Annotated in this window: 21 protein-coding genes; 13 read left to right on the forward strand and 8 right to left on the reverse strand. The window is 70.3% G+C overall.

Going from position 1 to position 21,851, the window contains the following annotated elements; genetic code table 11:
• Positions 1-193: 193 nt before the first annotated feature.
• Genes opcA through tkt form a run of 4 tightly spaced genes read right to left on the reverse strand, consistent with a single transcriptional unit; the run spans position 194 to position 5,973 of the window.
• Positions 194-1,207, reverse strand: a complete 1,014-nt coding sequence (opcA, locus tag AB0O21_RS36760; protein ID WP_365179112.1) for a glucose-6-phosphate dehydrogenase assembly protein OpcA — start codon at positions 1,205-1,207, stop codon at positions 194-196.
• A complete protein-coding gene (zwf, locus tag AB0O21_RS36765) occupies positions 1,204-2,730 on the reverse strand; it encodes a glucose-6-phosphate dehydrogenase (RefSeq protein WP_365179114.1) in 1,527 nt (508 codons plus the stop codon). The genes opcA and zwf overlap by 4 nt, the downstream gene beginning before the upstream one ends.
• A gap of 5 nt (positions 2,731-2,735) precedes the next feature.
• Positions 2,736-3,854 (reverse strand): transaldolase, encoded by a 1,119-nt coding sequence (gene tal / locus AB0O21_RS36770; RefSeq protein ID WP_365179117.1) that lies wholly within the window; start codon positions 3,852-3,854, stop codon positions 2,736-2,738.
• 34 nt (positions 3,855-3,888) lie between these two features.
• The gene (gene tkt, locus AB0O21_RS36775; protein ID WP_365179120.1) at positions 3,889-5,973 is read right to left on the reverse strand and encodes a transketolase; all 2,085 of its coding nucleotides are present in this window, start codon (positions 5,971-5,973) and stop codon (positions 3,889-3,891) included.
• 246 nt (positions 5,974-6,219) lie between these two features.
• Between tkt and AB0O21_RS36780 the strand changes: the two genes are divergently transcribed.
• From AB0O21_RS36780 to AB0O21_RS36790, 3 genes are all read left to right on the forward strand, one after another.
• Positions 6,220-7,161: a heme o synthase gene (locus AB0O21_RS36780; RefSeq protein WP_365179123.1), complete on the forward strand. Its 942-nt coding sequence runs from the start codon at positions 6,220-6,222 to the stop codon at positions 7,159-7,161.
• Between the two features lie 15 nt (positions 7,162-7,176).
• The gene (locus AB0O21_RS36785) at positions 7,177-7,545 is read left to right on the forward strand and encodes a hypothetical protein (RefSeq protein WP_365179125.1); all 369 of its coding nucleotides are present in this window, start codon (positions 7,177-7,179) and stop codon (positions 7,543-7,545) included.
• Between the two features lie 118 nt (positions 7,546-7,663).
• Positions 7,664-8,740 (forward strand): amidohydrolase, encoded by a 1,077-nt coding sequence (locus AB0O21_RS36790; protein ID WP_365179128.1) that lies wholly within the window; start codon positions 7,664-7,666, stop codon positions 8,738-8,740.
• Between the two features lie 15 nt (positions 8,741-8,755).
• Here AB0O21_RS36790 and AB0O21_RS36795 read toward each other — a convergent pair whose 3' ends face one another.
• The 4 genes from AB0O21_RS36795 to AB0O21_RS36810 form a co-directional block, all read right to left on the reverse strand.
• Positions 8,756-9,745, reverse strand: coding sequence for a COX15/CtaA family protein (locus tag AB0O21_RS36795; protein ID WP_365179131.1), 990 nt, complete (start codon positions 9,743-9,745; stop codon positions 8,756-8,758).
• Positions 9,746-9,749: 4 nt separating this feature from the next.
• Positions 9,750-10,886, reverse strand: a complete 1,137-nt coding sequence (locus AB0O21_RS36800) for a hypothetical protein (RefSeq protein WP_365179134.1) — start codon at positions 10,884-10,886, stop codon at positions 9,750-9,752.
• Between the two features lie 68 nt (positions 10,887-10,954).
• The gene (locus AB0O21_RS36805) at positions 10,955-11,722 is read right to left on the reverse strand and encodes an ABC transporter permease (RefSeq protein ID WP_365179136.1); all 768 of its coding nucleotides are present in this window, start codon (positions 11,720-11,722) and stop codon (positions 10,955-10,957) included.
• Positions 11,719-12,645 carry an ABC transporter ATP-binding protein gene (locus AB0O21_RS36810; RefSeq protein ID WP_365179139.1) on the reverse strand — a complete coding sequence of 309 codons (927 nt, stop codon included), beginning with the start codon at positions 12,643-12,645 and terminating at the stop codon, positions 11,719-11,721. The genes AB0O21_RS36805 and AB0O21_RS36810 overlap by 4 nt, the downstream gene beginning before the upstream one ends.
• Before the next feature lie 122 nt (positions 12,646-12,767).
• Between AB0O21_RS36810 and AB0O21_RS36815 the strand changes: the two genes are divergently transcribed.
• From AB0O21_RS36815 to AB0O21_RS36860, 10 genes are all read left to right on the forward strand, one after another.
• The gene (locus AB0O21_RS36815) at positions 12,768-13,559 is read left to right on the forward strand and encodes a formate/nitrite transporter family protein (RefSeq protein WP_365179142.1); all 792 of its coding nucleotides are present in this window, start codon (positions 12,768-12,770) and stop codon (positions 13,557-13,559) included.
• A 101-nt stretch (positions 13,560-13,660) separates the two neighbouring features.
• Positions 13,661-14,422: a metalloregulator ArsR/SmtB family transcription factor gene (locus tag AB0O21_RS36820; RefSeq protein WP_365179145.1), complete on the forward strand. Its 762-nt coding sequence runs from the start codon at positions 13,661-13,663 to the stop codon at positions 14,420-14,422.
• Positions 14,419-15,834: a Fe-S cluster assembly protein SufB gene (gene sufB, locus AB0O21_RS36825; protein ID WP_365179148.1), complete on the forward strand. Its 1,416-nt coding sequence runs from the start codon at positions 14,419-14,421 to the stop codon at positions 15,832-15,834. Before AB0O21_RS36820 ends, sufB begins: the two co-directional genes overlap by 4 nt.
• A gap of 63 nt (positions 15,835-15,897) precedes the next feature.
• On the forward strand, positions 15,898-17,076 hold the full coding sequence (sufD, locus tag AB0O21_RS36830) for a Fe-S cluster assembly protein SufD (protein WP_365179151.1): 1,179 nt from the start codon (positions 15,898-15,900) through the stop codon (positions 17,074-17,076).
• Positions 17,076-17,393, forward strand: coding sequence for a bifunctional 3-phenylpropionate/cinnamic acid dioxygenase ferredoxin subunit (locus AB0O21_RS36835; protein WP_365179154.1), 318 nt, complete (start codon positions 17,076-17,078; stop codon positions 17,391-17,393). The genes sufD and AB0O21_RS36835 overlap by 1 nt, the downstream gene beginning before the upstream one ends.
• Before the next feature lie 7 nt (positions 17,394-17,400).
• The gene (sufC, locus tag AB0O21_RS36840) at positions 17,401-18,168 is read left to right on the forward strand and encodes a Fe-S cluster assembly ATPase SufC (RefSeq protein WP_329387031.1); all 768 of its coding nucleotides are present in this window, start codon (positions 17,401-17,403) and stop codon (positions 18,166-18,168) included.
• Positions 18,165-19,421, forward strand: a complete 1,257-nt coding sequence (locus tag AB0O21_RS36845; RefSeq protein ID WP_365179158.1) for a cysteine desulfurase — start codon at positions 18,165-18,167, stop codon at positions 19,419-19,421. Before sufC ends, AB0O21_RS36845 begins: the two co-directional genes overlap by 4 nt.
• Positions 19,422-19,443: 22 nt before the next feature.
• Positions 19,444-19,905 (forward strand): Fe-S cluster assembly sulfur transfer protein SufU, encoded by a 462-nt coding sequence (sufU, locus tag AB0O21_RS36850; RefSeq protein WP_365179161.1) that lies wholly within the window; start codon positions 19,444-19,446, stop codon positions 19,903-19,905.
• Entirely contained in the window at positions 19,902-20,246 is a 345-nt protein-coding gene (locus tag AB0O21_RS36855; RefSeq protein ID WP_030027092.1) for a metal-sulfur cluster assembly factor, read from the forward strand. The genes sufU and AB0O21_RS36855 overlap by 4 nt, the downstream gene beginning before the upstream one ends.
• 248 nt (positions 20,247-20,494) lie before the next feature.
• Positions 20,495-21,838, forward strand: coding sequence for a DUF3616 domain-containing protein (locus AB0O21_RS36860; protein WP_365179198.1), 1,344 nt, complete (start codon positions 20,495-20,497; stop codon positions 21,836-21,838).
• Positions 21,839-21,851: the final 13 nt, after the last annotated feature.

The raw sequence follows: 21,851 nt of genomic DNA on the forward strand, positions 1-21,851 counted from the left end.
CCCACCCCGCCCCTTCCCGAAACCGGGGGCTCCGCCCCCGGACCCCCGCGCCTCAAACGCCGGCGAGGCTGGATCTTCCAGCCCGTCCGGCGTTTGAGGACCGGGGTCTGGGGCGGAGCCCCCCGCGGCGGAGCCGCATATCCGGTACGGCGGGAAGGGGCGGGGTGGGGGAGGCCCCGCGCAGCGGCCCGTACTACTTGGCCGCGGCCTTCTTGGCCGGCTTGGGGGCCGGCTTCGGGGCCTCGGCCTTGGCCGGAGCTTCGGCCAAGGCCGGCTCCGTCGCGGGGCCCAGCTTCGACACGCCGAACTTCAGGGAGGCCTCGTACGTGTTGTCCGGGTCCAGGCGGCGGAGCTCCTCCGCCAGGAGCTCGGCCGTGTCGCGGCGCTTCAGCGCCACCGCACGGTCGGGCTGCCCCGGCATGCACAGCGTGGCCAGGGACCCGTCCGCCCGGTCCAGGACGATCGTGCCGTCCTTGGTCTCCAGGCGTACGGCCGTCAGGCCCGGGCCCGCCGAGAGGGTGCGCGTGACCGGCACGCCGAGGCGGTCCGCCAGCCACATGGCCAGCAGTTCGCAGCTCGGGTTGTCGTTCTCGCCCTCCACGGTCGCAGAGGTGACCTTCAGGGCCTGCTGGTCCAGCGCGGCCGCCAGCATCGAGCGCCACGGGGTGATCCGGGTCCAGGACAGGTCCGTGTCCCCGGGCGCGTAGGCCGCCGCCCGGGCCGCGAGCGCCCCGACCGGCTGCTCGCAGGAGTACGTGTCCGTGATCCGGCGCTGCCCCAGCGCGCCCAGCGGGTCGCCCGCCAGGTCGGACGGAGCACCCTCGGGCCACCAGACGACTACCGGAGCGTCCGGCAGGAGGAGCGGGAGAACCACCGACTGGGCGTGGTCGACCAGTTCGCCGTGAAGGCGGAGCACAACCGTTTCGCCGCTGCCGGAGTCCGCCCCGACGCGGACTTCCGCGTCGAGACGGGCCTCGCGGCGACTGCGCGGCGAGCGGCTGACCCGCTTGATGACGACGACGATCCGCGAGGGGTGTTCGTGGGACGCGTCGTTCGCCGACTTGAGAGCGTCGTACGCGTTCTCTTCGTCGGTCACGATCACCAGCGTGAGGACCATGCCGATGGCCGGCGTGCCGATGTCCCGGCGTGCCTGCACCATCGCGGCGTTGATCTTGCTGGAGTTGGTCTCCGTGAGGTCGATCTTCATGGCCGGCGCCAGCTCCGTCCGTCTCGTGCGAGCATCTCGTCCGCCTCGACCGGCCCCCAGGTGCCCGCCGGGTACTGCGCGGGCTTGCCGTGCTTGTCCCAGTACTCCTCGATCGGGTCGAGGATGTTCCAGGACAGTTCGACCTCCTGGTGGCGCGGGAAGAGGTTCGCGTCGCCGAGGAGCACGTCGAGGATCAGCCGCTCGTAGGCCTCGGGGCTGGACTCCGTGAAGGACTCGCCGTAGGCGAAGTCCATCGTGACGTCGCGGACCTCCATGGAGGTGCCCGGAACCTTGGAGCCGAAGCGGACCGTGACGCCCTCGTCCGGCTGGACCCGGATGACCAGGGCGTTCTGCCCCAGCTCCTCGGTCGCGCCCGACTCGAACGGCAGGTACGGGGCCCGCTTGAAGACCACCGCGATCTCCGTCACCCGGCGGCCGAGGCGCTTGCCCGTCCGCAGGTAGAAGGGGACGCCCGCCCAGCGGCGGTTGTTGATCTCCAGCCGGATGGCCGCGTAGGTGTCGGTCTTCGACTTGGGGTCGATGCCGTCCTCTTCGAGGTACCCGACCACCTTCTCGCCGCCCTGCCACGCCGCCGCGTACTGGCCGCGCACCGTGTGCTTGCCCAGGTCCTCGGGCAGCTGGACCGCCGTCAGGACCTTCAGCTTCTCCGCCACCAGCGCCTTCGGGTGGAAGGAGCCGGGCTCCTCCATCGCGGTCAGCGCGAGCAGCTGGAGCAGGTGGTTCTGGATGACGTCGCGGGCCGCGCCGATGCCGTCGTAGTACCCGGCCCGGCCGCCGATGCCGATGTCCTCGGCCATCGTGATCTGCACGTGGTCGACGTACGACCGGTTCCAGATCGGCTCGAACATGGTGTTGGCGAAGCGGAGCGCCAGGATGTTCTGGACGGTCTCCTTGCCGAGGTAGTGGTCGATCCGGAAGACCTCGTCACGCGGGAAGACCTCGTGGACGACCTTGTTGAGTTCCTCGGCGCTCTTCAGGTCGTGACCGAAGGGCTTCTCGATGACGGCACGCCGCCAGGAGCCCTCCTTCTGCGCCAGCCCGTGGTTCTTGAGCTGCTGGACCACCTTGGGGAAGAACTTCGGCGGCACGGACAGGTAGAAGGCGAAGTTGCCGCCGGTGCCCTGCGCCTTGTCGAGCTCGTCGATCGTCGCCTTCAGGGTCTCGAAGGCCGCGTCGTCGTCGAAGTCGCCCTGCACGAACCGGCAGCCCTGCACCAGCTGCTGCCAGACCTCCTCCCGGAACGGCGTGCGCGAGTGCTCCTTGACGGCCTCGTACACCTCCTGGGCGAAGTCCTCGTGCTCCCACTCCCGGCGGGCGAACCCGATCAGTGAGAAGCCCGGAGGCAGCAGGCCGCGGTTGGCGAGGTCGTAGACGGCAGGCATCAGCTTCTTGCGCGACAGGTCACCCGTAACGCCGAAAATGACCAGGCCGGACGGCCCCGCGATGCGCGGGAGCCGCCGGTCCTGTGCGTCACGAAGCGGGTTCGCTCCGTTTACAGACAAGGTGTTCAGGCCTCCGTGGGGGCGAGGCGCTCGAGCTCCGCCTCGGTCGACTTCAGCAGGTCGTTCCAGGACGCCTCGAACTTCTCGACGCCCTCGTCCTCGAGCAGCTGCACCACATCGTCGTACGAGATGCCCAGCTTCGCGACCGCATCGAGCTCGGCGCGGGCCTGCTCGTAGGTGCCGCGCACGGTGTCACCGGTGATCTGACCGTGGTCGGCGGTGGCCTCCAGGGTGGCCTCCGGCATGGTGTTCACCGTGTTCGGGGCGACCAGGTCGTCCACGTACAGGGTGTCCTTGTACGCCGGGTCCTTGACGCCCGTCGAGGCCCACAGCGCGCGCTGCTTGTTGGCGCCGACCCGCTCCAGGGCGGTCCAGCGGTCCGAGGAGAAGACCTCTTCGTAGGCCTCGTAGGCCAAACGGGCGTTGGCGAGCGCCGCCTTGCCCTTGAGGGCCTTCGCCTCGTCGGTGCCGATCGCGTCGAGGCGCTTGTCGATCTCGCTGTCCACGCGGGACACGAAGAAGGAGGCGACCGAGTGGATCAGGGAGAGGTCCAGGCCGGCGGCCTTGGCCTTCTCCAGGCCCGCGAGGTAGGCGTCCATGACCTCGCGGTAGCGCTCCAGCGAGAAGATCAGCGTGACGTTGACGCTGATGCCCTTGCCGATGACCTCGGTGATCGCCGGCAGGCCGGCCTTGGTCGCCGGGATCTTGATGAGCGTGTTCGGGCGGTCCACCAGCCAGGCGAGCTGCTTGGCCTCGGCGATGGTCGCCGCGGTCTGGTGGGCCAGGCGCGGGTCGACCTCGATCGACACGCGGCCGTCCTGGCCGTCGGTGCGGTCGTAGACCGGGCGCAGGATGTCGGCGGCGTCGCGGACGTCCGCCGTGGTGATCATGCGCAGCGCCTCGTCGACGGTGACCTTGCGGGTGGCGAGGTCGGTGAGCTGCTGCTCGTAGCCCTCGCCGCCGCTGATCGCCTTCTGGAAGATCGCCGGGTTGGTGGTGACACCGACCACGTGCGACTGGTCGATGAGCTCCGCCAGGTTGCCGGACGTGATGCGCTTGCGGGACAGGTCGTCCAGCCAGATCGCCACGCCCTCGTCGGAGAGGCGCTTGAGTGCGTCTGTCATGGGATTTGCATCTCCTACTGGTCTTGTACGGGCGTCAGCGCGCGGTGGCGGCCAGAGAGTCCTTGGCGGCGGCGGCCACGGCCTCGGCGGTGAAGCCGAACTCGCGGAACAGCACCTTCGCGTCGGCGGAGGCGCCGAAGTGCTCCAGCGAGACGATGCGGCCGGCGTCGCCGACGTACCGGTGCCAGGTCAGGCCGATGCCGGCCTCGACCGCGACGCGGGCCTTCACCGAGGAGGGCAGGACGCTGTCCTTGTACTCCTGGGTCTGCTCCTCGAACCACTCGACGGACGGCATGGAGACGACGCGGGTCGGGATGCCCTCGGCCTGGAGCTGCTCGCGGGCCTCGACGGCCAGGTGCACCTCGGAGCCGGTGCCGATGAGGACGACCTGGGCGTCGCCCTCGGCCTCGAAGAGCACGTACCCGCCCTTGGCGGCGTCCTCGTTGCGCTCGTACGTCGGCACGCCCTGGCGGGTCAGCGCCAGACCGTGCGGGGCGCCCTTGCCGAACACCTTGGTGTGGCGCGTGAGGATCTCGCGCCAGGCGACGGCCGTCTCGTTGGCGTCGGCCGGGCGGACGATGTTGAGGCCCGGGATGGCGCGCAGCGAGGCGAGGTGCTCGACCGGCTGGTGGGTCGGGCCGTCCTCGCCGAGGCCGATGGAGTCGTGCGTCCACACGTAGGTCACCGGCAGGTGCATCAGCGCGGACAGGCGGACGGCGTTGCGCATGTAGTCGGAGAACACCAGGAAGGTGCCGCCGTAGATGCGGGTGTGGCCGTGCAGGGCGATGCCGTTCATGGCCGCGGCCATGGCGTGCTCGCGGATGCCGAAGTGGATGGTGCGGCCGTACGGGTCGGCCTCCGGCAGCGGGTTGCCCTTCGGCAGGAACGAGGAGTTCTTGTCGATGGTGGTGTTGTTGGAGCCGGCCAGGTCGGCCGAGCCGCCCCACAGCTCCGGGATGACCGCGCCGAGCGCTTCGAGCACCTTGCCGGACGCGGCGCGGGTGGCGAGGCCCTTGCCGGCCTCGAAGGAGGGGAGCTTGTCCTCCCAGCCCGCGGGCAGCTCGTTGGCGTTGACGCGGTCGAACTCGGCGGCGCGCTCCGGGTTGGCGGTGCGCCAGGCGGAGAACTCCTTCTCCCACGCGGCGCGGGCCTCGCGGCCGCGGTCGCCGAGGGAGCGGGTGTGCGCGATGACCGCGTCGGAGACCTCGAAGGTCTGCTCCGGGTCGAAGCCGAGGACGCGCTTGGTGGCGGCGACCTCGTCGTCGCCGAGGGCCGAGCCGTGCGAGGCCTCGGTGCCCTGGGCGTGCGGGGCGGGCCAGGCGATGATCGAGCGGGCCGCGATGAAGGAGGGGCGCTCCGTCTCGGCCTTGGCGGCCTGGAGGGCGGCGAACAGGGCCTTCGGGTCGAGGTCGCCGTTCTCCTGCTGCTCGACGCGCTGGACGTGCCAGCCGTACGCCTCGTAGCGCTTCATGGTGTCCTCGGAGACGGCCGTCTCCGTGTCACCCTCGATGGAGATGTGGTTGTCGTCCCACAGCAGCACCAGGTTGCCGAGCTTCTGGTGGCCGGCGAGGGCCGACGCCTCGTGGGAGATGCCCTCCTGGAGGCAGCCGTCGCCCGCGATCGCGTAGACCATGTGGTCGAACGGGGAGGTGCCCGCAGGGGCCTCGGGGTCGAACAGGCCGCGCTCGTAGCGGGCGGCCATGGCCATGCCCACCGCGTTGGCGATGCCCTGGCCGAGGGGGCCGGTGGTGGTCTCCACGCCGGCCGTGTGGCCGTACTCCGGGTGTCCGGGGGTCTTGGAGCCCCAGGTCCGGAACGCCTTGAGGTCGTCCAGCTCCAGCCCGAACCCGCCGAGGTACAGCTGGGTGTAGAGGGTGAGGGACGAGTGCCCCGCAGAGAGCACGAAACGGTCGCGGCCGACCCACTCGGGGTCCGCCGGGTCGTGCCGCATGACCTTCTGGAAGAGGGTGTACGCGGCGGGGGCCAGGCTCATAGCCGTACCGGGGTGGCCGTTTCCGACCTTCTGGACCGCGTCAGCGGCCAGGATGCGGGCGGTGTCGACGGCCCGCTGGTCCAGTTCGGTCCAGTCGAGCTCTGTGGTCGTCGGCTTGGTGCTCACCGTGGGTCAGGGCTCCTCTCCACATGTATGAATCCCGGTGACGAACGGTGCACCGGCGCAATTCCGAGCCTACCCCCGCAACGGCGTGCAGCTATTCGAGTGCCCACAGTCCGTCACCGGTTGTTCAGCTCCGTTCGGGCCAACACGACGCGACCCCCGCGCAGGGCGACGTAAGACCAACGTCTACAGTGGCGTGGTACGTGCAAGCCCTTACGGAGCTTGCTGGTTTCTCTCTCAGGGGTGCGTGTGACGGCCGTCGAATCCCGTCCAGCGGGGGTGCTCGGGACGAGCCCCGGTCACCGGCCGTTCGGGGCCCGGGCCATGGCTTTCGTGGCTTTGACCAAGCCGCGGATCATCGAACTTCTGCTGATCACCACAGTCCCGGTGATGTTCCTCGCCGAACAGGGCGTGCCCTCGCTGTGGCTGGTCCTCGCGACCTGCTTCGGCGGCTACCTGTCCGCGGGCGGCGCCAACGCGCTGAACATGTACATCGACCGCGACATCGACGCGCTGATGGACCGGACCTCGCAGCGCCCGCTGGTGACCGGCATGGTCAGCCCGCGCGAGTGCCTGGCCTTCGGCATCACCCTCGCCGTGGTCTCCACCCTGTTCTTCGGGCTGCTCGTCAACTGGCTGTCGGCGGCGCTCGCCCTCGGCGCGCTCCTCTTCTACGTCGTCATCTACACGATGCTGTTGAAGCGGCGCACCGCCCAGAACATCGTCTGGGGCGGCATCGCGGGCTGCATGCCGGTGCTGATCGGCTGGTCGGCGGTCAAGAACGAGGTCTCCTGGGCCGCGGTCATCCTCTTCCTCGTCATCTTCTTCTGGACGCCGCCGCACTACTGGCCGCTGTCGATGAAGGTGAAGGACGACTACGCGCGTGTCGGCGTGCCGATGCTGCCGGTCGTGGCCGGGAACAAGGTCGTGGCCCGTCAGATCGTGCTCTACAGCTGGGTGATGGTGGCGGTCTCGCTGCTGCTGACCCCGCTGGGCTACACGGGCTGGTTCTACACCTCGGTCGCGCTGCTCGCGGGCGGCTGGTGGCTGTGGGAGGCGCACGCGCTGCACGCACGGGCCAAGGCGGGTGTGACGGGCGGGAAGCTCAAGGAGATGCGCCTGTTCCACTGGTCCATCACCTACGTGTCGCTGCTGTTCGTGGCGGTGGCCGTGGATCCCTTCCTCCGCTGATTACTCACCGGTAGCATGCCTCCCATGGCAGACACCGCAGACACCGCAGGCTCCTCGCAGGCCGCGGACAAGAAGCAGGACCGTACGGCGGCGAAGCTGGCCAAGCAGATCGGCGCGTTCGCCAAGCAGCACGGCGGCGCCGAGGGCCAGCTCGCCCACATCGGCCAGGCCGGCACCCGCATCGTCCTCGTGGGCACCGACGGCGGCTGGGGCGACCTGGTCGCCCCCACCTTCGCCGTGGCGCGGCTGGCCGCCGAGAAGGCCGGGCTGACCCTCCACGAGGAGTTCGACGGGGAGTTCGCCGCGCGCGTGAAGACCGGCCCGTACGAGTGGTCGCGGATGGCCGGCATCCAGCTCGGCGGAGCCGCCAACCCGGCGGCCTGAACCGGCCTCCCGGCGCTCCGGTGCCGTCTCGGTCAACAGCGCGAGAAACACCTCACACCCCGCTCACCCGTTAGGACGTGTGGAAGCCCCTTCCTCACGTCCGCAACGGGATGCCCGGATGATCGAAACGCCGCCCCTGGTGGACCAGTACTGCCACGGAGTACTCCGTACGGAGCTGGGCCTGGGCACCTTCGAGGCCCAGCTGCTCCCCGCGGCGGGCCCGCCCGCCGCGGGCACCACCTTCTTCGACACCCAGACCGGCTTCGCCGTGCGCCGCTGGTGCCCGCCGCTGCTCGGCCTGGAACCGCACGCCGCCCCCGCCCGCTATCTGGCCCGGCGCCGCGAGCTCGGCGCGGCCGAGTCGGCGCGACTGCTGCTGCGGGGCTCCGGAGTCACCGCCTACCTGGTCGACACCGGGGAGTCCGGGGACCTCACCGGGCCCAAGGAGCTGGCGCTCGCCGGGGACGCCGAGGCCTTGGAGGCGGTCCGGCTGGAGTTACTGGCCGAGCAGGTCGCCGACACCTCCGGGACGGTGGCCGCCTTCCTCGCCAACCTCGCCGAGGCCGTCCACCACGCCGCCGCCGGCGCCGCGGCCTTCACCTGCGCCCCCGGACCGGGCTTCGCCGCCGAGCCGCCCGGTCCCGGCGAGGTGCGCGGGGCGGCCGGGCGGTGGCTGGAGCGGCGGGCCAGGGGCGGGGCCCTGCGGGACCCCGTGCTGCTGCGGCACCTGCTGTGGAGCGCGGTCTCCTCCGGGCTGCCGCTCCAGCTGCGCGCCTGCGCGGAGGAGCAGGCCTCGCTGACCGGCTTCGTACGGGCCACCGAGGGCCTGGGCGCGCGGCTCGTCCTGCTGGGCGCGTACCCCCACCACCGGCACGCGGCGGCGCTGGCCGCGGCCTTCCCGCACGTCTACGCCGACACGGGCACGGCCCTCGGCCGGACCGGCGCGGGCGCCGCGACGGTGCTGGCGGAGCTGCTGGAGCTCGCGCCGTTCGGGAAGCTGATGTTCTCCAGCGGCGGGAGCCGGCTCCCGGAACTGCACGCGGTCGGCGCGCTGGTGTTCCGGGAGGCGCTGGGGCGGGTGCTGGGCGGCTGGGTCGCCGACGGGGCCTGGTCCTGGCGGGACGCCGACCGGGTGGCCGCCCTGGTCGCGGCGGGCAATGCCCGCCGCGTGTACCGGCTGGACGAGCGGGGGTAGGGCCCGTCCTCCGGATCAGACGGTGGAGAGCTGCGGGTCGCCCTGGGCCGGGACCTCCGCCTGCTCCACGGGCCGCTCGCGCAGGCTCAGCGCGATCCGGAGCACCGCGATCCACACCAGGCAGGAGCCGAGCATGTGGGCGGCGACCAGGACCTCCGGCAGCTCCGTGAAGAACTGCACGTAACCGATGCCGCCCTGCGCAAGCAGCACGATCAGCAGGTCGCGGGCGCGGGCCCGGGTGTCGGTGGGGGCGTCCACGACCCGCAGCGCCAGCCACATCGCCACGGCCAGCGCGCACACCAGCCAGGCGGCGATGGCGTGCACGTGGGCGGTGGCCGCCCAGTCGAACGGCATCCGCTTGATCTCGCTCTTGTCGCCGGCGTGCGGTCCGGATCCGGTGACGACCGTGCCCGCCGCGATCAGCACGAGGGTGGTGGCGATCAGCGCCCACGACAGCTTGCGCACCGGACCGGGCACGCGCGGCCGGGGCAGGCCGTCGCCCTCGCGGGTGCGCTGCCAGGAGACGGTGGTGACCGCGATCAGGCCGGTGGCGAGCAGGAAGTGGCCGGCGACGCTGTACGGGTTGAGTCCCGTCAGGACGGTGATGCCGCCGAGGACCGCGTTGCCCATCACGAGGGCGAACTGGACCCAGCCGAGCTTCGTCAGCGAGTGCCGCCGGGGCTTGGCCGAGCGCGCCGCGAGGATGAACCAGCCGACGGCCGCGCTGAGCACGTACGTCAGCATGCGGTTGCCGAATTCGATGGCGCCGTGGAAGCCCTGCGCCTGCGTCACGACCAGGCTGTCGTCGGTGCACTTGGGCCAGGTGTCGCAGCCGAGACCGGATCCGGTCAGCCGCACCGCGCCGCCGGTGACGATGATGGCCACGCTCATCAGGAGCGCGGCGGACGCGGCGCGCCGGACGGTCCGAGGTGACGGCGTCCAGCGGCCGGCGATGTATGCGAATGGGTTCAACACGGCGCCTATCGTATGCGCCGCCTTGTGCAAAGTTTCACGAGGGGGTGGCGACGGGCGGTGCGTCGGGGCCGCCCGTCAGCCGGAACCGGGCCCCGGCGGGATCGCCCTCCTCGTGCCACCACAGGAGGATGCGCCAAGGGGCGCCGTCTCCGGGGCAGTCGGCCGACGCCGTGAAGGCGTGCACCACTTCTGACGCTACGTCCGCAGCTGTCCTGTTTCTTACTTCTGTCGAGCTGTGCCACGGATGGTGGAGTACGTTCCACAGGCCGTCGGCCCCGCGCACCTCCACCCGCCACACCGCGACCCAGGGCGTGACGTCCAGCATCGTGTGCACCTGTTCGGCGCCCAGTCCCAGCCGGGCGGCGATCTCGTCCTCCGCCACCCCCTGGATGCGGGCGGCCACCACGGCCTGCGGCAGCAGCCGTTCGGGCAGCAGCCCCTGCGTGCGCAGCCGGACCAGGGAGGCGAAGGCCAGGAAGCGCAGGCGCAGCTCCAGCTGGCGGCCGATGTGGTCCAGGGCCTCCTCGGCCTCCTCGGACTCCTCAGGGCCGGTGTCCGCGAGCAGCAGCTGCCGGAAGTCGCCCTCCGCATCCACCGCCCAGGCCGCCGCCTCCTCGGCGAGGCCCAGCTCGGCGAGCCGGTCCCCGAGGAACACCTTCGCCTGCGCGAGCCCCCGCCGGTTGACGGGATCCCGCTGGTCCAGGCCCGACCACACTTCGACGGCGGTGCGGGTCAGGTCGCGGGCGCGCTCGCCGGCGGCCCGTTCCATGGCGGTCGGGCCCTCGGAGGCGGCCGGCCCCAGCGGGTGCCTCGGCAACCGGGCCCCGTCGCTCAGCGGCCAGGCCAGCCAGACGCCGTGGTTGATCAGCCCGCGTGCGTACCAGCGGGCGAACTCGGGCGAGTACGGGGCCGCGCGCTCGGAGCTCCGCAGCCCCTCCTCGATGGTGGCGAGGGCGCCGGCGCGGTCCCCCTCGGCGAAGCGCAGGGCGGCCCGGTCAGCCAGGCGCAGCCCCAGCCGCGCGGTGCACTCGGGGTCGTCGCCGAGCGGGCGCAGGGCGCCGATCAGCTCGTCGAGGAGCCGTTCGCGCTCCCGCGGCTCCGCGTGCGCCGCCCCCGACCGCACCCGTGCCCACTGCTCGTCCAGCCGAAGTACGGCCTCCCGCTGCACCATGTCCGCCCCCCGGCTTCATGTGTGGAGGCGTCCATCCTCGCGGCTTTTCCGCCGCGAGGGGAGGGGTTTCATTCCCAGCGGAAGAGCCGTGCCGCGGCGCCCAGACCGAGTACGGCCCAGGCCGCCAGCACGGCCGCGTCGCCCCAGGGCAGTGCCGCGCCGTGCTGGAGCACCTCGCGCAGACCGTCGGACAGGGCGGAGATGGGCAGCAGGCCCAGAGCGGCCTGGACGGCGTCCGGGAACTTCTCCAGCGGAACGATCACCCCGCCGCCGACCAGCAGCAGCAGGAACACCAGGTTGGCGGCGGCCAGGGTGATCTCCGCCTTGAGGGTGCCCGCCATCAGCAGTCCGAGCCCCGAGAAGGCGGCGGTGCCGAGCAGGACCAGCGCGGCGACCGACAGCGGGTTCCCGTGCGGGGACCAGCCCAGCGCGAGGGCGATCACCGTCAGCAGGGCGATCTGGAGCACCTCGGTGACCAGCACCGACAGGGTCTTGGCGGCCATCAGCGCCCAGCGCGGCAGGGGGGAGGCCCCGAGCCGCTTGAGGACGCCGTAGCGGCGGTCGAAGCCGGTGGCGATGGCCTGGCCGGTGAAGGCGGTGGACATCACGGCGAGGGCCAGGATGCCGGGGGCGAGGAAGTCCACGGACTCCTCTGAACCCGTGTCGACGATGTCGACGGCCGAGAAGAGGGTCAGCAGCAGCGCCGGGATGATCACGGTCAGCAGCAGCTGCTCCCCGTTGCGCAGCAGCATCCGGGTCTCCAGCGCCGTCTGCGCGAGGATCATGCGGGACACGGGCGCGGCCCCCGGCCGGGGGGTGAACGTACCGGCGCTCATGCGCGCAGCTCCTTACCGGTCAGTTCCAAGAAGACGTCTTCGAGCGTGTGCCGCTCCACCGAGAGGCTGTCGGGCATCACGCCGTGCTGCGCGCACCAGGAGGCGACGGTGGCGAGCAGCTGGGGGTCGACGGCGCCGGTCACCCGGTAGACGCCGGGGAGCAGCTCGGCGGCCTCGGTGCCGTCCGGGAGCGCCTTGAGGAGCGAGGCGAGGTCGAGCGAGGGGCGGCCGGTGAAGCGCAGGGTGTTCTCGGCGCCGCCGCGGCACAGTTCCTCGGGGCTGCCGTGGGCGATGACCCGGCCCGCGTCGATGATGGCGACCTCGTCCGCGAGCTGCTCGGCCTCGTCCATGTGGTGGGTGGTGAGGACGACGGTGACCCCGTCCGCGCGCAGTTCCCGTACGAGGTCCCAGGTCGCTCGGCGGGCCTGCGGGTCGAGGCCCGCGGTCGGCTCGTCCAGGAAGACCAGCTCGGGCCGGCCGACCACGGCCATGGCCAGGGCCAGGCGCTGCTGCTGGCCGCCGGAGAGCCGGCGGTAGGGGGTGCGGCCGCAGCCGCCGAGGCCGAGGCGCTCGACCAGGGGGTCCACGTCGAGCGGGTCGGCGTACAGCTTGGCCATGTGGCGCAGCATCTCGACGGCGCGGGCTCCGGAGTAGACGCCTCCGGACTGGAGCATCACGCCGATCCGGGGGCGCAGAGCCTCGGCCTGGGCGACCGGGTCGAGGCCGAGGACGCGGACGGTTCCGGCGTCGGGGCGGCGGTAGCCCTCGCAGGTTTCCACAGTGGTCGTCTTGCCCGCGCCGTTGGGACCGAGGACCGCGGTGACGGAGGCCCTCCGGACGGTGAGGTCCAGTCCGTCCACCGCTGTTTTGGTGCCGTACCGCTTCACCAGTCCGCGGATCTCCACGGCGGGGTCGTTGCTCATGGGGGATGAGTCTACGGAGCCGGGGAGGGGGTCCTAGGTCCCGGGGGCGGGAGGGTCACGGGCCTGCCCATTGATGACCTTTTCACGCGGGCGGGGCGCGGCCCGGGTCCTAGCGTTGAAGGGTGAACAGCATCGCTCAGAACGTCGAAGCCACCTCGGGGCAGGCCGAGCACAAGGCCCACGACCTGGGGCATCCTCCGCGGTTCTTCGTGTCGGCGATGCTCGCGGGGGCGTACATCGCCATCGGCGAGGTGCTGCTGCTGGTGGCGGTCTCGCCGTTCGCGGCCAAGGGCTCGGCGGGGGTGAAGCTGCTGGAGGGCGCGGTCTTCCCGATCGCGCTGACGATCGTGATGTTCGCCGGCGCCCAGCTCTTCACGAGCAACGTGATGGTGATGCTGGTCGGCGCCCTGTCCGGCCGGACCGGCATCAGGGACCTGCTCTCCTCGTGGGCCCTGTGCCTGGGCGGCAACCTGCTGGGGGCCTTCGCCTTCGGCGCCATGGTGCACGCCTCGGGGGTGACCTCCTCGCCCTCCGCGCGGGCCATGCTCGCCGAGATGGTGCACGGGAAGACCGCCCTGGGCGGCGGGCAGCTGTTCTGGCGCGCGGTGCTGTGCAACATGCTCGTCTGCCTGGGCATCTGGATGTTCACCCGGGCCCGGGGGGACGCCGCGAAGATCTTCGTGCTGTGGCTGCCGGTGGCCGTATTCGTCGCGGTGGGTTTCGAACACTGTGTCGCGAACATGGCCCTTTTCAGCCTCGCGATCCTGGATGGCTCAGCGTCGTTCGGTGATCTTTTCCGGAATCTGATGTTCACCGTGCCGGGCAACGTCGTGGGCGGAGGACTGCTGGTGGGAGCCGTGTACTGGTTCACCGGCGGGGCCCGGAGGGAAAACGGATTGCTCCCCTCCGAATAACTCTGCGTCGATAAATTAGGTAACCCTTAGTGATGGAGGCCACCAGGAGTGGCCTCCGTCACGGCTTGTCGGGGCTCGGTTAATTACGCAACAATGGCGTTGTGAAATACGGCGAACGGCAGAACGAGGCCCCCCAGGGGGAGCTCGCCAGCGGGGAGCGGTCAACCCGCAACCGCGTGGCGCGCTCGATCCTGGACCACGGCCCGTCCACCGTCGCCGACCTCGCACAGCGCCTCGGCCTCACCCAGGCCGCCGTGCGCCGCCACCTCGACACGCTCGTCGCCGACGACGTGGTCGAACCCCGTGAGCAGCGCGTGTACGGCGCGCGCACCCGGGGTCGGCCCGCCAAGGTCTTCGCGCTCACCGACTGCGGCCGCGACGCCTTCGACCAGTCCTACGACACGCTCGCCGCGGACGCCCTGCGCTGGATCGCGCAGTCCGTCGGCGGCGGCGAGCGGGGCGAGGCGGCCGTCGCCGCCTTCGCCCGGTCCCGGATGGAGACGCAGGCGCTGGGCTACCGGGAGGCCGTCGAAGCGGCGGCCCCGGCGGACCGCACGGAGGCCCTGGCCAAGGCGTTGACCGCGGACGGGTACGCTGCTACGGCGAAGAGCGCTCCCGGTCCGCACAGCGGTGAACAGCTCTGCCAGCACCACTGCCCGGTCGCACATGTCGCCGAGCAGTTCCCGCAGCTCTGCGAGGCGGAGACCGAGGTCTTCTCCCGCCTGCTCGGGACACATGTGCAGCGACTCGCGACGATCGCCCATGGCGACGGGGTGTGCACCACGTTCATCCCGCGTAGCGCGAGCGCCCCACAGACCGACACATCAGTATCTGCAAGTACGGCCGGGAGGAACCCCGCATGACCACGGAGACTGCTCACCCTGAGCTCGATGGCCTGGGCACCTACGAATATGGCTGGGCCGACTCCGACGCGGCCGGCGCCGCTGCCAAGCGGGGTCTGTCCGAGGATGTCGTCCGCGACATCTCGGCGAAGAAGTCCGAGCCGGAGTGGATGCTGAAGCTCCGCCTCAAGGGTCTCAAGCTGTTCGACAAGAAGCCCATGCCGAACTGGGGCTCCGACCTCTCGGGCATCGACTTCGACAACATCAAGTACTTCGTGCGTTCCACCGAGAAGCAGGCCGCTTCGTGGGAGGAACTGCCCGAGGACATCAAGAACACGTACGACAAGCTCGGCATCCCGGAGGCGGAGAAGCAGCGCCTCGTCGCCGGTGTCGCGGCCCAGTACGAGTCCGAGGTCGTCTACCACCAGATCCGCGAGGACCTGGAGGAGCAGGGCGTCATCTTCCTCGACACGGACACCGCGCTCAAGGAGCACCCGGAGCTCTTCCAGGAGTACTTCGGCACGGTCATCCCGGTCGGCGACAACAAGTTCGCCTCGCTGAACACCGCGGTGTGGTCGGGCGGCTCGTTCATCTACGTCCCCAAGGGTGTCCACGTGGACATCCCGCTCCAGGCCTACTTCCGTATCAACACGGAGAACATGGGCCAGTTCGAGCGGACGCTGATCATCGTCGACGAGGACGCCTACGTCCACTACGTCGAGGGCTGCACCGCCCCGATCTACTCCTCGGACTCGCTGCACAGCGCCGTGGTCGAGATCATCGTCAAGAAGGGCGGCCGCTGCCGCTACACGACGATCCAGAACTGGTCGAACAACGTCTACAACCTGGTCACCAAGCGCGCCGTGGCGTACGAGGGCGCGACCATGGAGTGGATCGACGGCAACATCGGTTCCAAGGTCACCATGAAGTACCCGGCCGTCTACCTGATGGGCGAGCACGCCAAGGGCGAGACCCTGTCCATCGCCTTCGCGGGCGAGGGCCAGCACCAGGACGCCGGCTCCAAGATGGTCCACATGGCGCCGAACACCTCCTCGAACATCGTCTCCAAGTCGGTGGCCCGAGGCGGCGGCCGCACCTCGTACCGCGGTCTGGTCGAGATCGGCGAGGGCGCCGCGGGCTCGAAGTCCAACGTGCTGTGCGACGCGCTGCTCGTCGACACGATCTCCCGCTCGGACACGTACCCCTACGTGGACGTCCGCGAGGACGACGTGACCATGGGCCACGAGGCGACCGTCTCCAAGGTCTCCGACGACCAGCTGTTCTACCTGATGCAGCGCGGCCTCACCGAGTTCGAGGCCATGGCCATGATCGTGCGCGGCTTCGTCGAGCCGATCGCGAAGGAGCTGCCCATGGAGTACGCGCTGGAGCTGAACCGGCTGATCGAGCTGCAGATGGAGGGCTCGGTCGGCTAGTCCCGGCCGCCCGTACCACCCGCAGCACATTCTTTGACGAAGGAAGAGAGCAAGACGACAGCCATGGCTGAGGCTCAGAACATTCCGGCGGGCTCCACCACCGCCGGCGCGATCGCGGTGGCCGCCGAGTCCACCGTCGCCACCCGGATGAGCGCGCCCCCGTCCTTCGACGTGGCCGACTTCCCGGTTCCGCACGGCCGCGAGGAGGAGTGGCGGTTCACCCCGCTGGCCCGCCTCAAGGGCCTGCACGACGGCACCGCGGTCGCCAACGGCACCATGAAGGCCCAGATCGACGCGCCCGAGGGCGTCACGGTTGAATCCGTCGAGCGCGGCGACGAGCGGATCGGCAAGGCCGGCACGCCCGTCGACCGGGTCTCCGCCCAGGCGTTCTCCTCCTTCGCCAAGGCCACGGTCGTCACCGTGCCCAAGGAGACCGTGCTCGCCGAGCCGATCCGCGTCGCGCTGCACGGTGAGGGCGGTACGACCTTCGGTCACACCGTCTTCGACATCAAGCCGTTCGCCGAGGCGATCATCGTGATCGACCACACCGGTGACGGCGTGCGCGCCGCCAACGTCGACATCCTCGTCGGCGACGGCGCCAAGGTGACCTTCGTGTCCGTCCAGGACTGGGACGACACCGCCGTCCACACCTCGCAGCACAACGCGCTGATCGGCCGCGACGCGAGCTTCAAGTCCGTGGTCGTCACCTTCGGCGGCGACGTGGTCCGCCTGCACCCGCGCGTCAGCTACGCCGGCCCGGGCGGCGAGGCCGAGATGCTCGGCCTGTACTTCACGGACGCCGGCCAGCACCAGGAGCACCGCCTCCTGGTCACGCACGACGCCCCGCACTGCAAGTCGAACGTGGTCTACAAGGGCGCGCTCCAGGGCCAGGACGCCCACGCCGTCTGGATCGGTGACGTGCTCATCGAGAAGACCGCCGAGGGCACCGACACCTACGAGATGAACCGCAACCTCGTCCTCACGGACGGCGCGCGGGTCGACTCGGTGCCGAACCTGGAGATCGAGACCGGCGAGATCGTCGGAGCCGGCCACGCCTCCGCGACCGGCCGCTTCGACGACGAGCAGCTGTTCTACCTGCGGTCCCGTGGCATCCCGGCCGACGAGGCCCGCCGCCTGGTCGTGCGCGGCTTCTTCGCCTCGCTCGTCCAGCAGATCGGTGTCGCGGACATCGAGGAGCGCCTGATCGCGAAGATCGAGGCCGAGCTGGCGGCGGCCGTCTGATGACCTACATCAAGGCCTGCGCGCTGAGCGAGCTCGAGGAGAACACCCCCAAGCGGGTGGAACTCGACGGAACGCCGGTGTCCATCGTCTCCACCGACGGGGAGGTGTTCGCGATCAACGACATCTGCTCGCACGCGAACGTCTCCCTCTCGGAGGGTGAGGTCGAGGACTGCCAGATCGAGTGCTGGCTGCACGGGTCGGCCTTCGACCTGCGCACCGGCAAGCCCTCCGGTCTGCCCGCGACGCGCCCCGTCCCCGTTTACCCCGTAAAGATCGAAGGGGACGACGTGCTCGTCTCCCTCACCCAGGAGTCCTGAGGTATCCATGGCAACGCTTGAAATCCACGACCTGCACGTCTCCGTCGAGGCCGAGAACGGCGCCCGCGAGATCCTCAAGGGCGTCGACCTCACCGTCAAGCAGGGTGAGACGCACGCCATCATGGGTCCGAACGGCTCCGGCAAGTCCACCCTCGCGTACTCGCTCGCCGGTCACCCGAAGTACACCATCACCGGTGGCACCGTGACCCTCGACGGCGAAGACGTCCTGGAGATGTCCGTCGACGAGCGCGCCCGCGCCGGCCTGTTCCTCGCCATGCAGTACCCGGTCGAGGTCCCCGGCGTCTCGGTCTCCAACTTCCTGCGCACCTCGGCCACCGCCATCCGCGGCGAGGCGCCGAAGCTGCGTACCTGGGTGAAGGAGGTCAAGTCCGCGATGGAGCAGCTCCAGATGGACCCGGCCTTCGCCGAGCGCAATGTCAACGAGGGCTTCTCCGGCGGTGAGAAGAAGCGCCACGAGATCCTCCAGCTGGAGCTCCTGAAGCCGAAGATCGCGATCCTCGACGAGACCGACTCCGGCCTCGACGTGGACGCCCTGCGTCAGGTCTCCGAGGGCGTCAACCGCGTCCACGCGACCGGTGAGGTCGGCACGCTGCTGATCACGCACTACACGCGGATCCTCCGCTACATCAAGCCCGACTTCGTCCACGTCTTCTCCGAGGGCCGCATCGCCGAGTCCGGTGGCGCCGAGCTCGCCGACAAGCTGGAGGCGGAAGGCTACGAGTCGTACAGCACGAAGGGTGGCGCGACCGCGTGACACAGCTGCCTGGCCTCCTCGACATCGAGGCGATCCGCAAGGACTTCCCCCTGCTGGATCGTGTGGTCCACGACGGGAAGAAGATCGTTTACCTGGACAACGCTGCGACCTCGCAGAAGCCGCGCCAGGTACTCGACGCGCTGAACGAGTACTACGAGCAGCACAACGCCAACGTCCACCGCGGCGTGCACGTGCTCGCCGAGGAGGCCACGGCGCTGTACGAGGGTGCTCGCGACAAGGTCGCCGCCTTCATCAACGCACCGAGCCGCGACGAGGTGATCTTCACCAAGAACGCCTCGGAGTCGCTCAACCTGGTCGCGAACATGCTCGGCTGGGCGGACGAGCCCTACCGGGTCGACCGCGAGACCGAGATCGCCATCACGGAGATGGAGCACCACTCCAACATCGTCCCGTGGCAGCTGCTCTCGCAGCGCACCGGCGCGAAGCTGAAGTGGTTCGGCCTCACCGACGACGGCCGGCTCGACCTGTCCAACATCGAAGAGGTCATCACGGAGAAGACGAAGATCGTCTCCTTCACGCTGGTCTCCAACATCATGGGCACGGTCAACCCGGTCGAGGCGATCGTCCGGCGCGCGCAGGACGTCGGCGCGCTGGTGCTGATCGACGCCTCGCAGGCCGCTCCGCACATGCCGCTGGACGTGCAGGCGCTCGGCGCCGACTTCGTGGCCTTCACCGGCCACAAGATGTGCGGCCCGACCGGCATCGGCGTCCTGTGGGGCCGCCAGGAGCTCCTGGAGGACCTGCCTCCGTTCCTCGGCGGCGGCGAGATGATCGAGACCGTGTCGATGCACGCCTCGACCTACGCCCCGGCACCCCACAAGTTCGAGGCGGGTACGCCCCCGATCGCCCAGGCCGTCGGCCTCGGCGCGGCCGTGGACTACCTCACCGCGATCGGCATGGACAAGATCGCCGCGCACGAGCACGCGATCACCGAGTACGCGATCAAGCGCCTCACCGAGGTGCCCGACCTGCGGATCATCGGCCCCACCACGGCCGAGGACCGCGGCGCGGCGATCTCCTTCGTACTCGGCGACATCCACCCGCACGACGTCGGTCAGGTGCTGGACGAGCAGGGCATCGCGGTCCGCGTGGGACACCACTGCGCGCGCCCCGTCTGCCTGCGCTACGGAATTCCTGCGACGACGCGAGCGTCTTTCTACCTGTACTCCTCTCCGGCCGATGTCGACGCGCTGATCGACGGGCTGGAGCACGTACGGAACTTCTTCGGCTGACGGACGAGGCGACGAGGACGCAGTGAAGCTGGATTCGATGTACCAGGAACTGATCCTGGACCACTACAAGCACCCGCACGGGCGAGGCCTGCGCGACGGCGACGCCGAGGTGCACCACGTCAACCCGACGTGTGGCGACGAGATCACGCTGCGTGTGAAGTACGACGGCGAGACGCTCACCGACGTCTCGTACGAGGGCCAGGGCTGCTCCATCAGCCAGGCCAGCGCGTCCGTGCTCAACGAGCTGCTGGTCGGCAAGAACATCGCCGAGGCGCAGAAGATCCAGGCCGTGTTCCTGGAGATGATGCAGTCCAAGGGCAAGATCGAACCCGACGAGGCCATGGAGGAGGTGCTGGAGGACGCGGTCGCGTTCGTCGGCGTCTCCAAGTACCCGGCTCGCGTGAAGTGTGCTCTGCTGAGTTGGATGGCGTGGAAGGACGCGACGGCCCAGGCTCTGGGCGACGCGGAGAGGAAGACGGCATGACCGAGAACGCGACGCCCGAGGCGTCGACCAAGCCGGCCACCGAGGAAGAGGTCCGCGAGGCCCTCTACGACGTGGTCGACCCCGAGCTGGGCATCGACGTCGTCAACCTGGGCCTGATCTACGGCATCCACATCGACGACGCGAACATCGCCACCCTCGACATGACCCTGACCTCGGCGGCCTGTCCGCTGACGGACGTGATCGAGGACCAGGCGAAGTCGGCGACGGACGGCATCGTCAACGAACTTCGCATCAACTGGGTCTGGATGCCCCCGTGGGGCCCGGACAAGATCACGGACGACGGTCGTGAGCAGCTCCGCGCGCTCGGCTTCAACGTCTGACCGACGTGTACATGTGAGGGCCCCCGGCACGGTCGTGCCGGGGGCCCTCCCTGTTCTCCGGGCCGACAGGTGACGTGCACCGGGAGTTGGCCACGGTGGCCGAATCTTCTCGACGGCCGTCAGGAACTGACGCCGAGTCGGAGTCGAGAGGACCATCTGTGACCGTTCGCCTTGCACCGGCGCGCCCCTGGGGCGCCGTGGGCGCCGCAGGAGCCGCGGCCCTGCTCGTCGCGGGGCTCACCGCCCCCGTGTCGGCAGCGGCAACCCCCGGCTTCCCGGAGGCCGCCGACGTGACGATCGCGCTGTCCGCCACGCACCTGGGCGGCGCCGTCGGAGCGTTCGGCGACCCGTCCGTGACGGTGGACGTGGAGCAGGCCGGGATCCCCGACGGTTTCCTGCGGCTCACGGTGGTCTCCTCCAGCAACCCGGCCGTGGCCGACGCGGCCGACGTACGGCAGGTGCGCACGGCCGACGGCGACCGGAGACTGACGGTCCACCCCCGGCAGCAGGGCTACACCGACCTGACCCTCCAGGTCACCGGCCGCGGCGGGAAGACCGCGACGGCCACCCTCTCCTACGCGGCTTCGGCGCGCGTGGACGGCGCCCTGACCACCCGTTACCTCACCGGATCCGCCGACGCCTCGGCCGCCGTGGACGTAGGCGGCGGCCACGTGCTCGTCGCCGACGACGAGACCAACGTGCTGCGCCTGTACGACCGTTCCCGCTCGGGCGCGCCGGTGAGGACCTGGGACCTCGGCCCCACGCTCGGCCTGAAGAAGGAGGCCGACATCGAGGCCGCCACCCGGGTCGGCGACACGATCTACTGGACCGGCTCCCTCGGCAACAACAAGGACGGCAAGTACAAGGCCGAGCGCAACACCGTCTTCACCACCACCGTCACCGGCTCGGGCGCCGACACCGAGATCATCTTCGGCAGCGCCTACAGGAAGCTGCGCGAGGACCTGGTGGCGTGGGACGTGGCGAACGGGAACCGGTACGGGTTCGCGGCCGGTACGGCGGCGGGTGAGGTGCCGAAGCAGGTCGACGGGTTCAACGTGGAGGGGCTGGAGTTCGCTCCCGGCTCGACCACGACCGCGTACGTGGGCTTCCGGGCTCCGCTGGCGCCGGCGGCGCTGGGCGGCAAGGCGCTGCTCGTGCCGGTCACCAATTTCGACCAGGTCCTGGCGACCGGTGCCAAGGCGGCCATCGGTGAACCCGTCGAACTGAACCTCGGTGGACTGTCCATCCGTGACATCAGGAAGAACGCGGCCGACCAGTATCTGATCCTGGCCGGCTCCTGGGCCGCCGACGACAACTCGGATCCGTACGCGCTCTACCAGTGGGACGGGGTCCCCGGTCACGCACCCGTGAAGCGGGCCGACCTGCCGACCACCGACCCGGGTGGCTGGGAGGCCATCGTGAACGTCCCCGACCTGAGGGTGCCCGGTGCCCGCGTCCAGCTGATCACGGACAGCGGCGCCGCCGACCTCTACGGCGACGGCACGGAGGCCAAGGAGCTCGACCACCCGGAGTGGAAGAAGTCCCGGTCCGCATGGTTCACGCTCGGCTCTATTCGCGGGGGGCACCGATGAAGAAGCAGATCGC

The sequence above is a fragment of the Streptomyces sp. NPDC091371 genome (assembly GCF_040684275.1).
Taxonomy (GTDB): Bacteria; Actinomycetota; Actinomycetes; order Streptomycetales; family Streptomycetaceae; genus Streptomyces.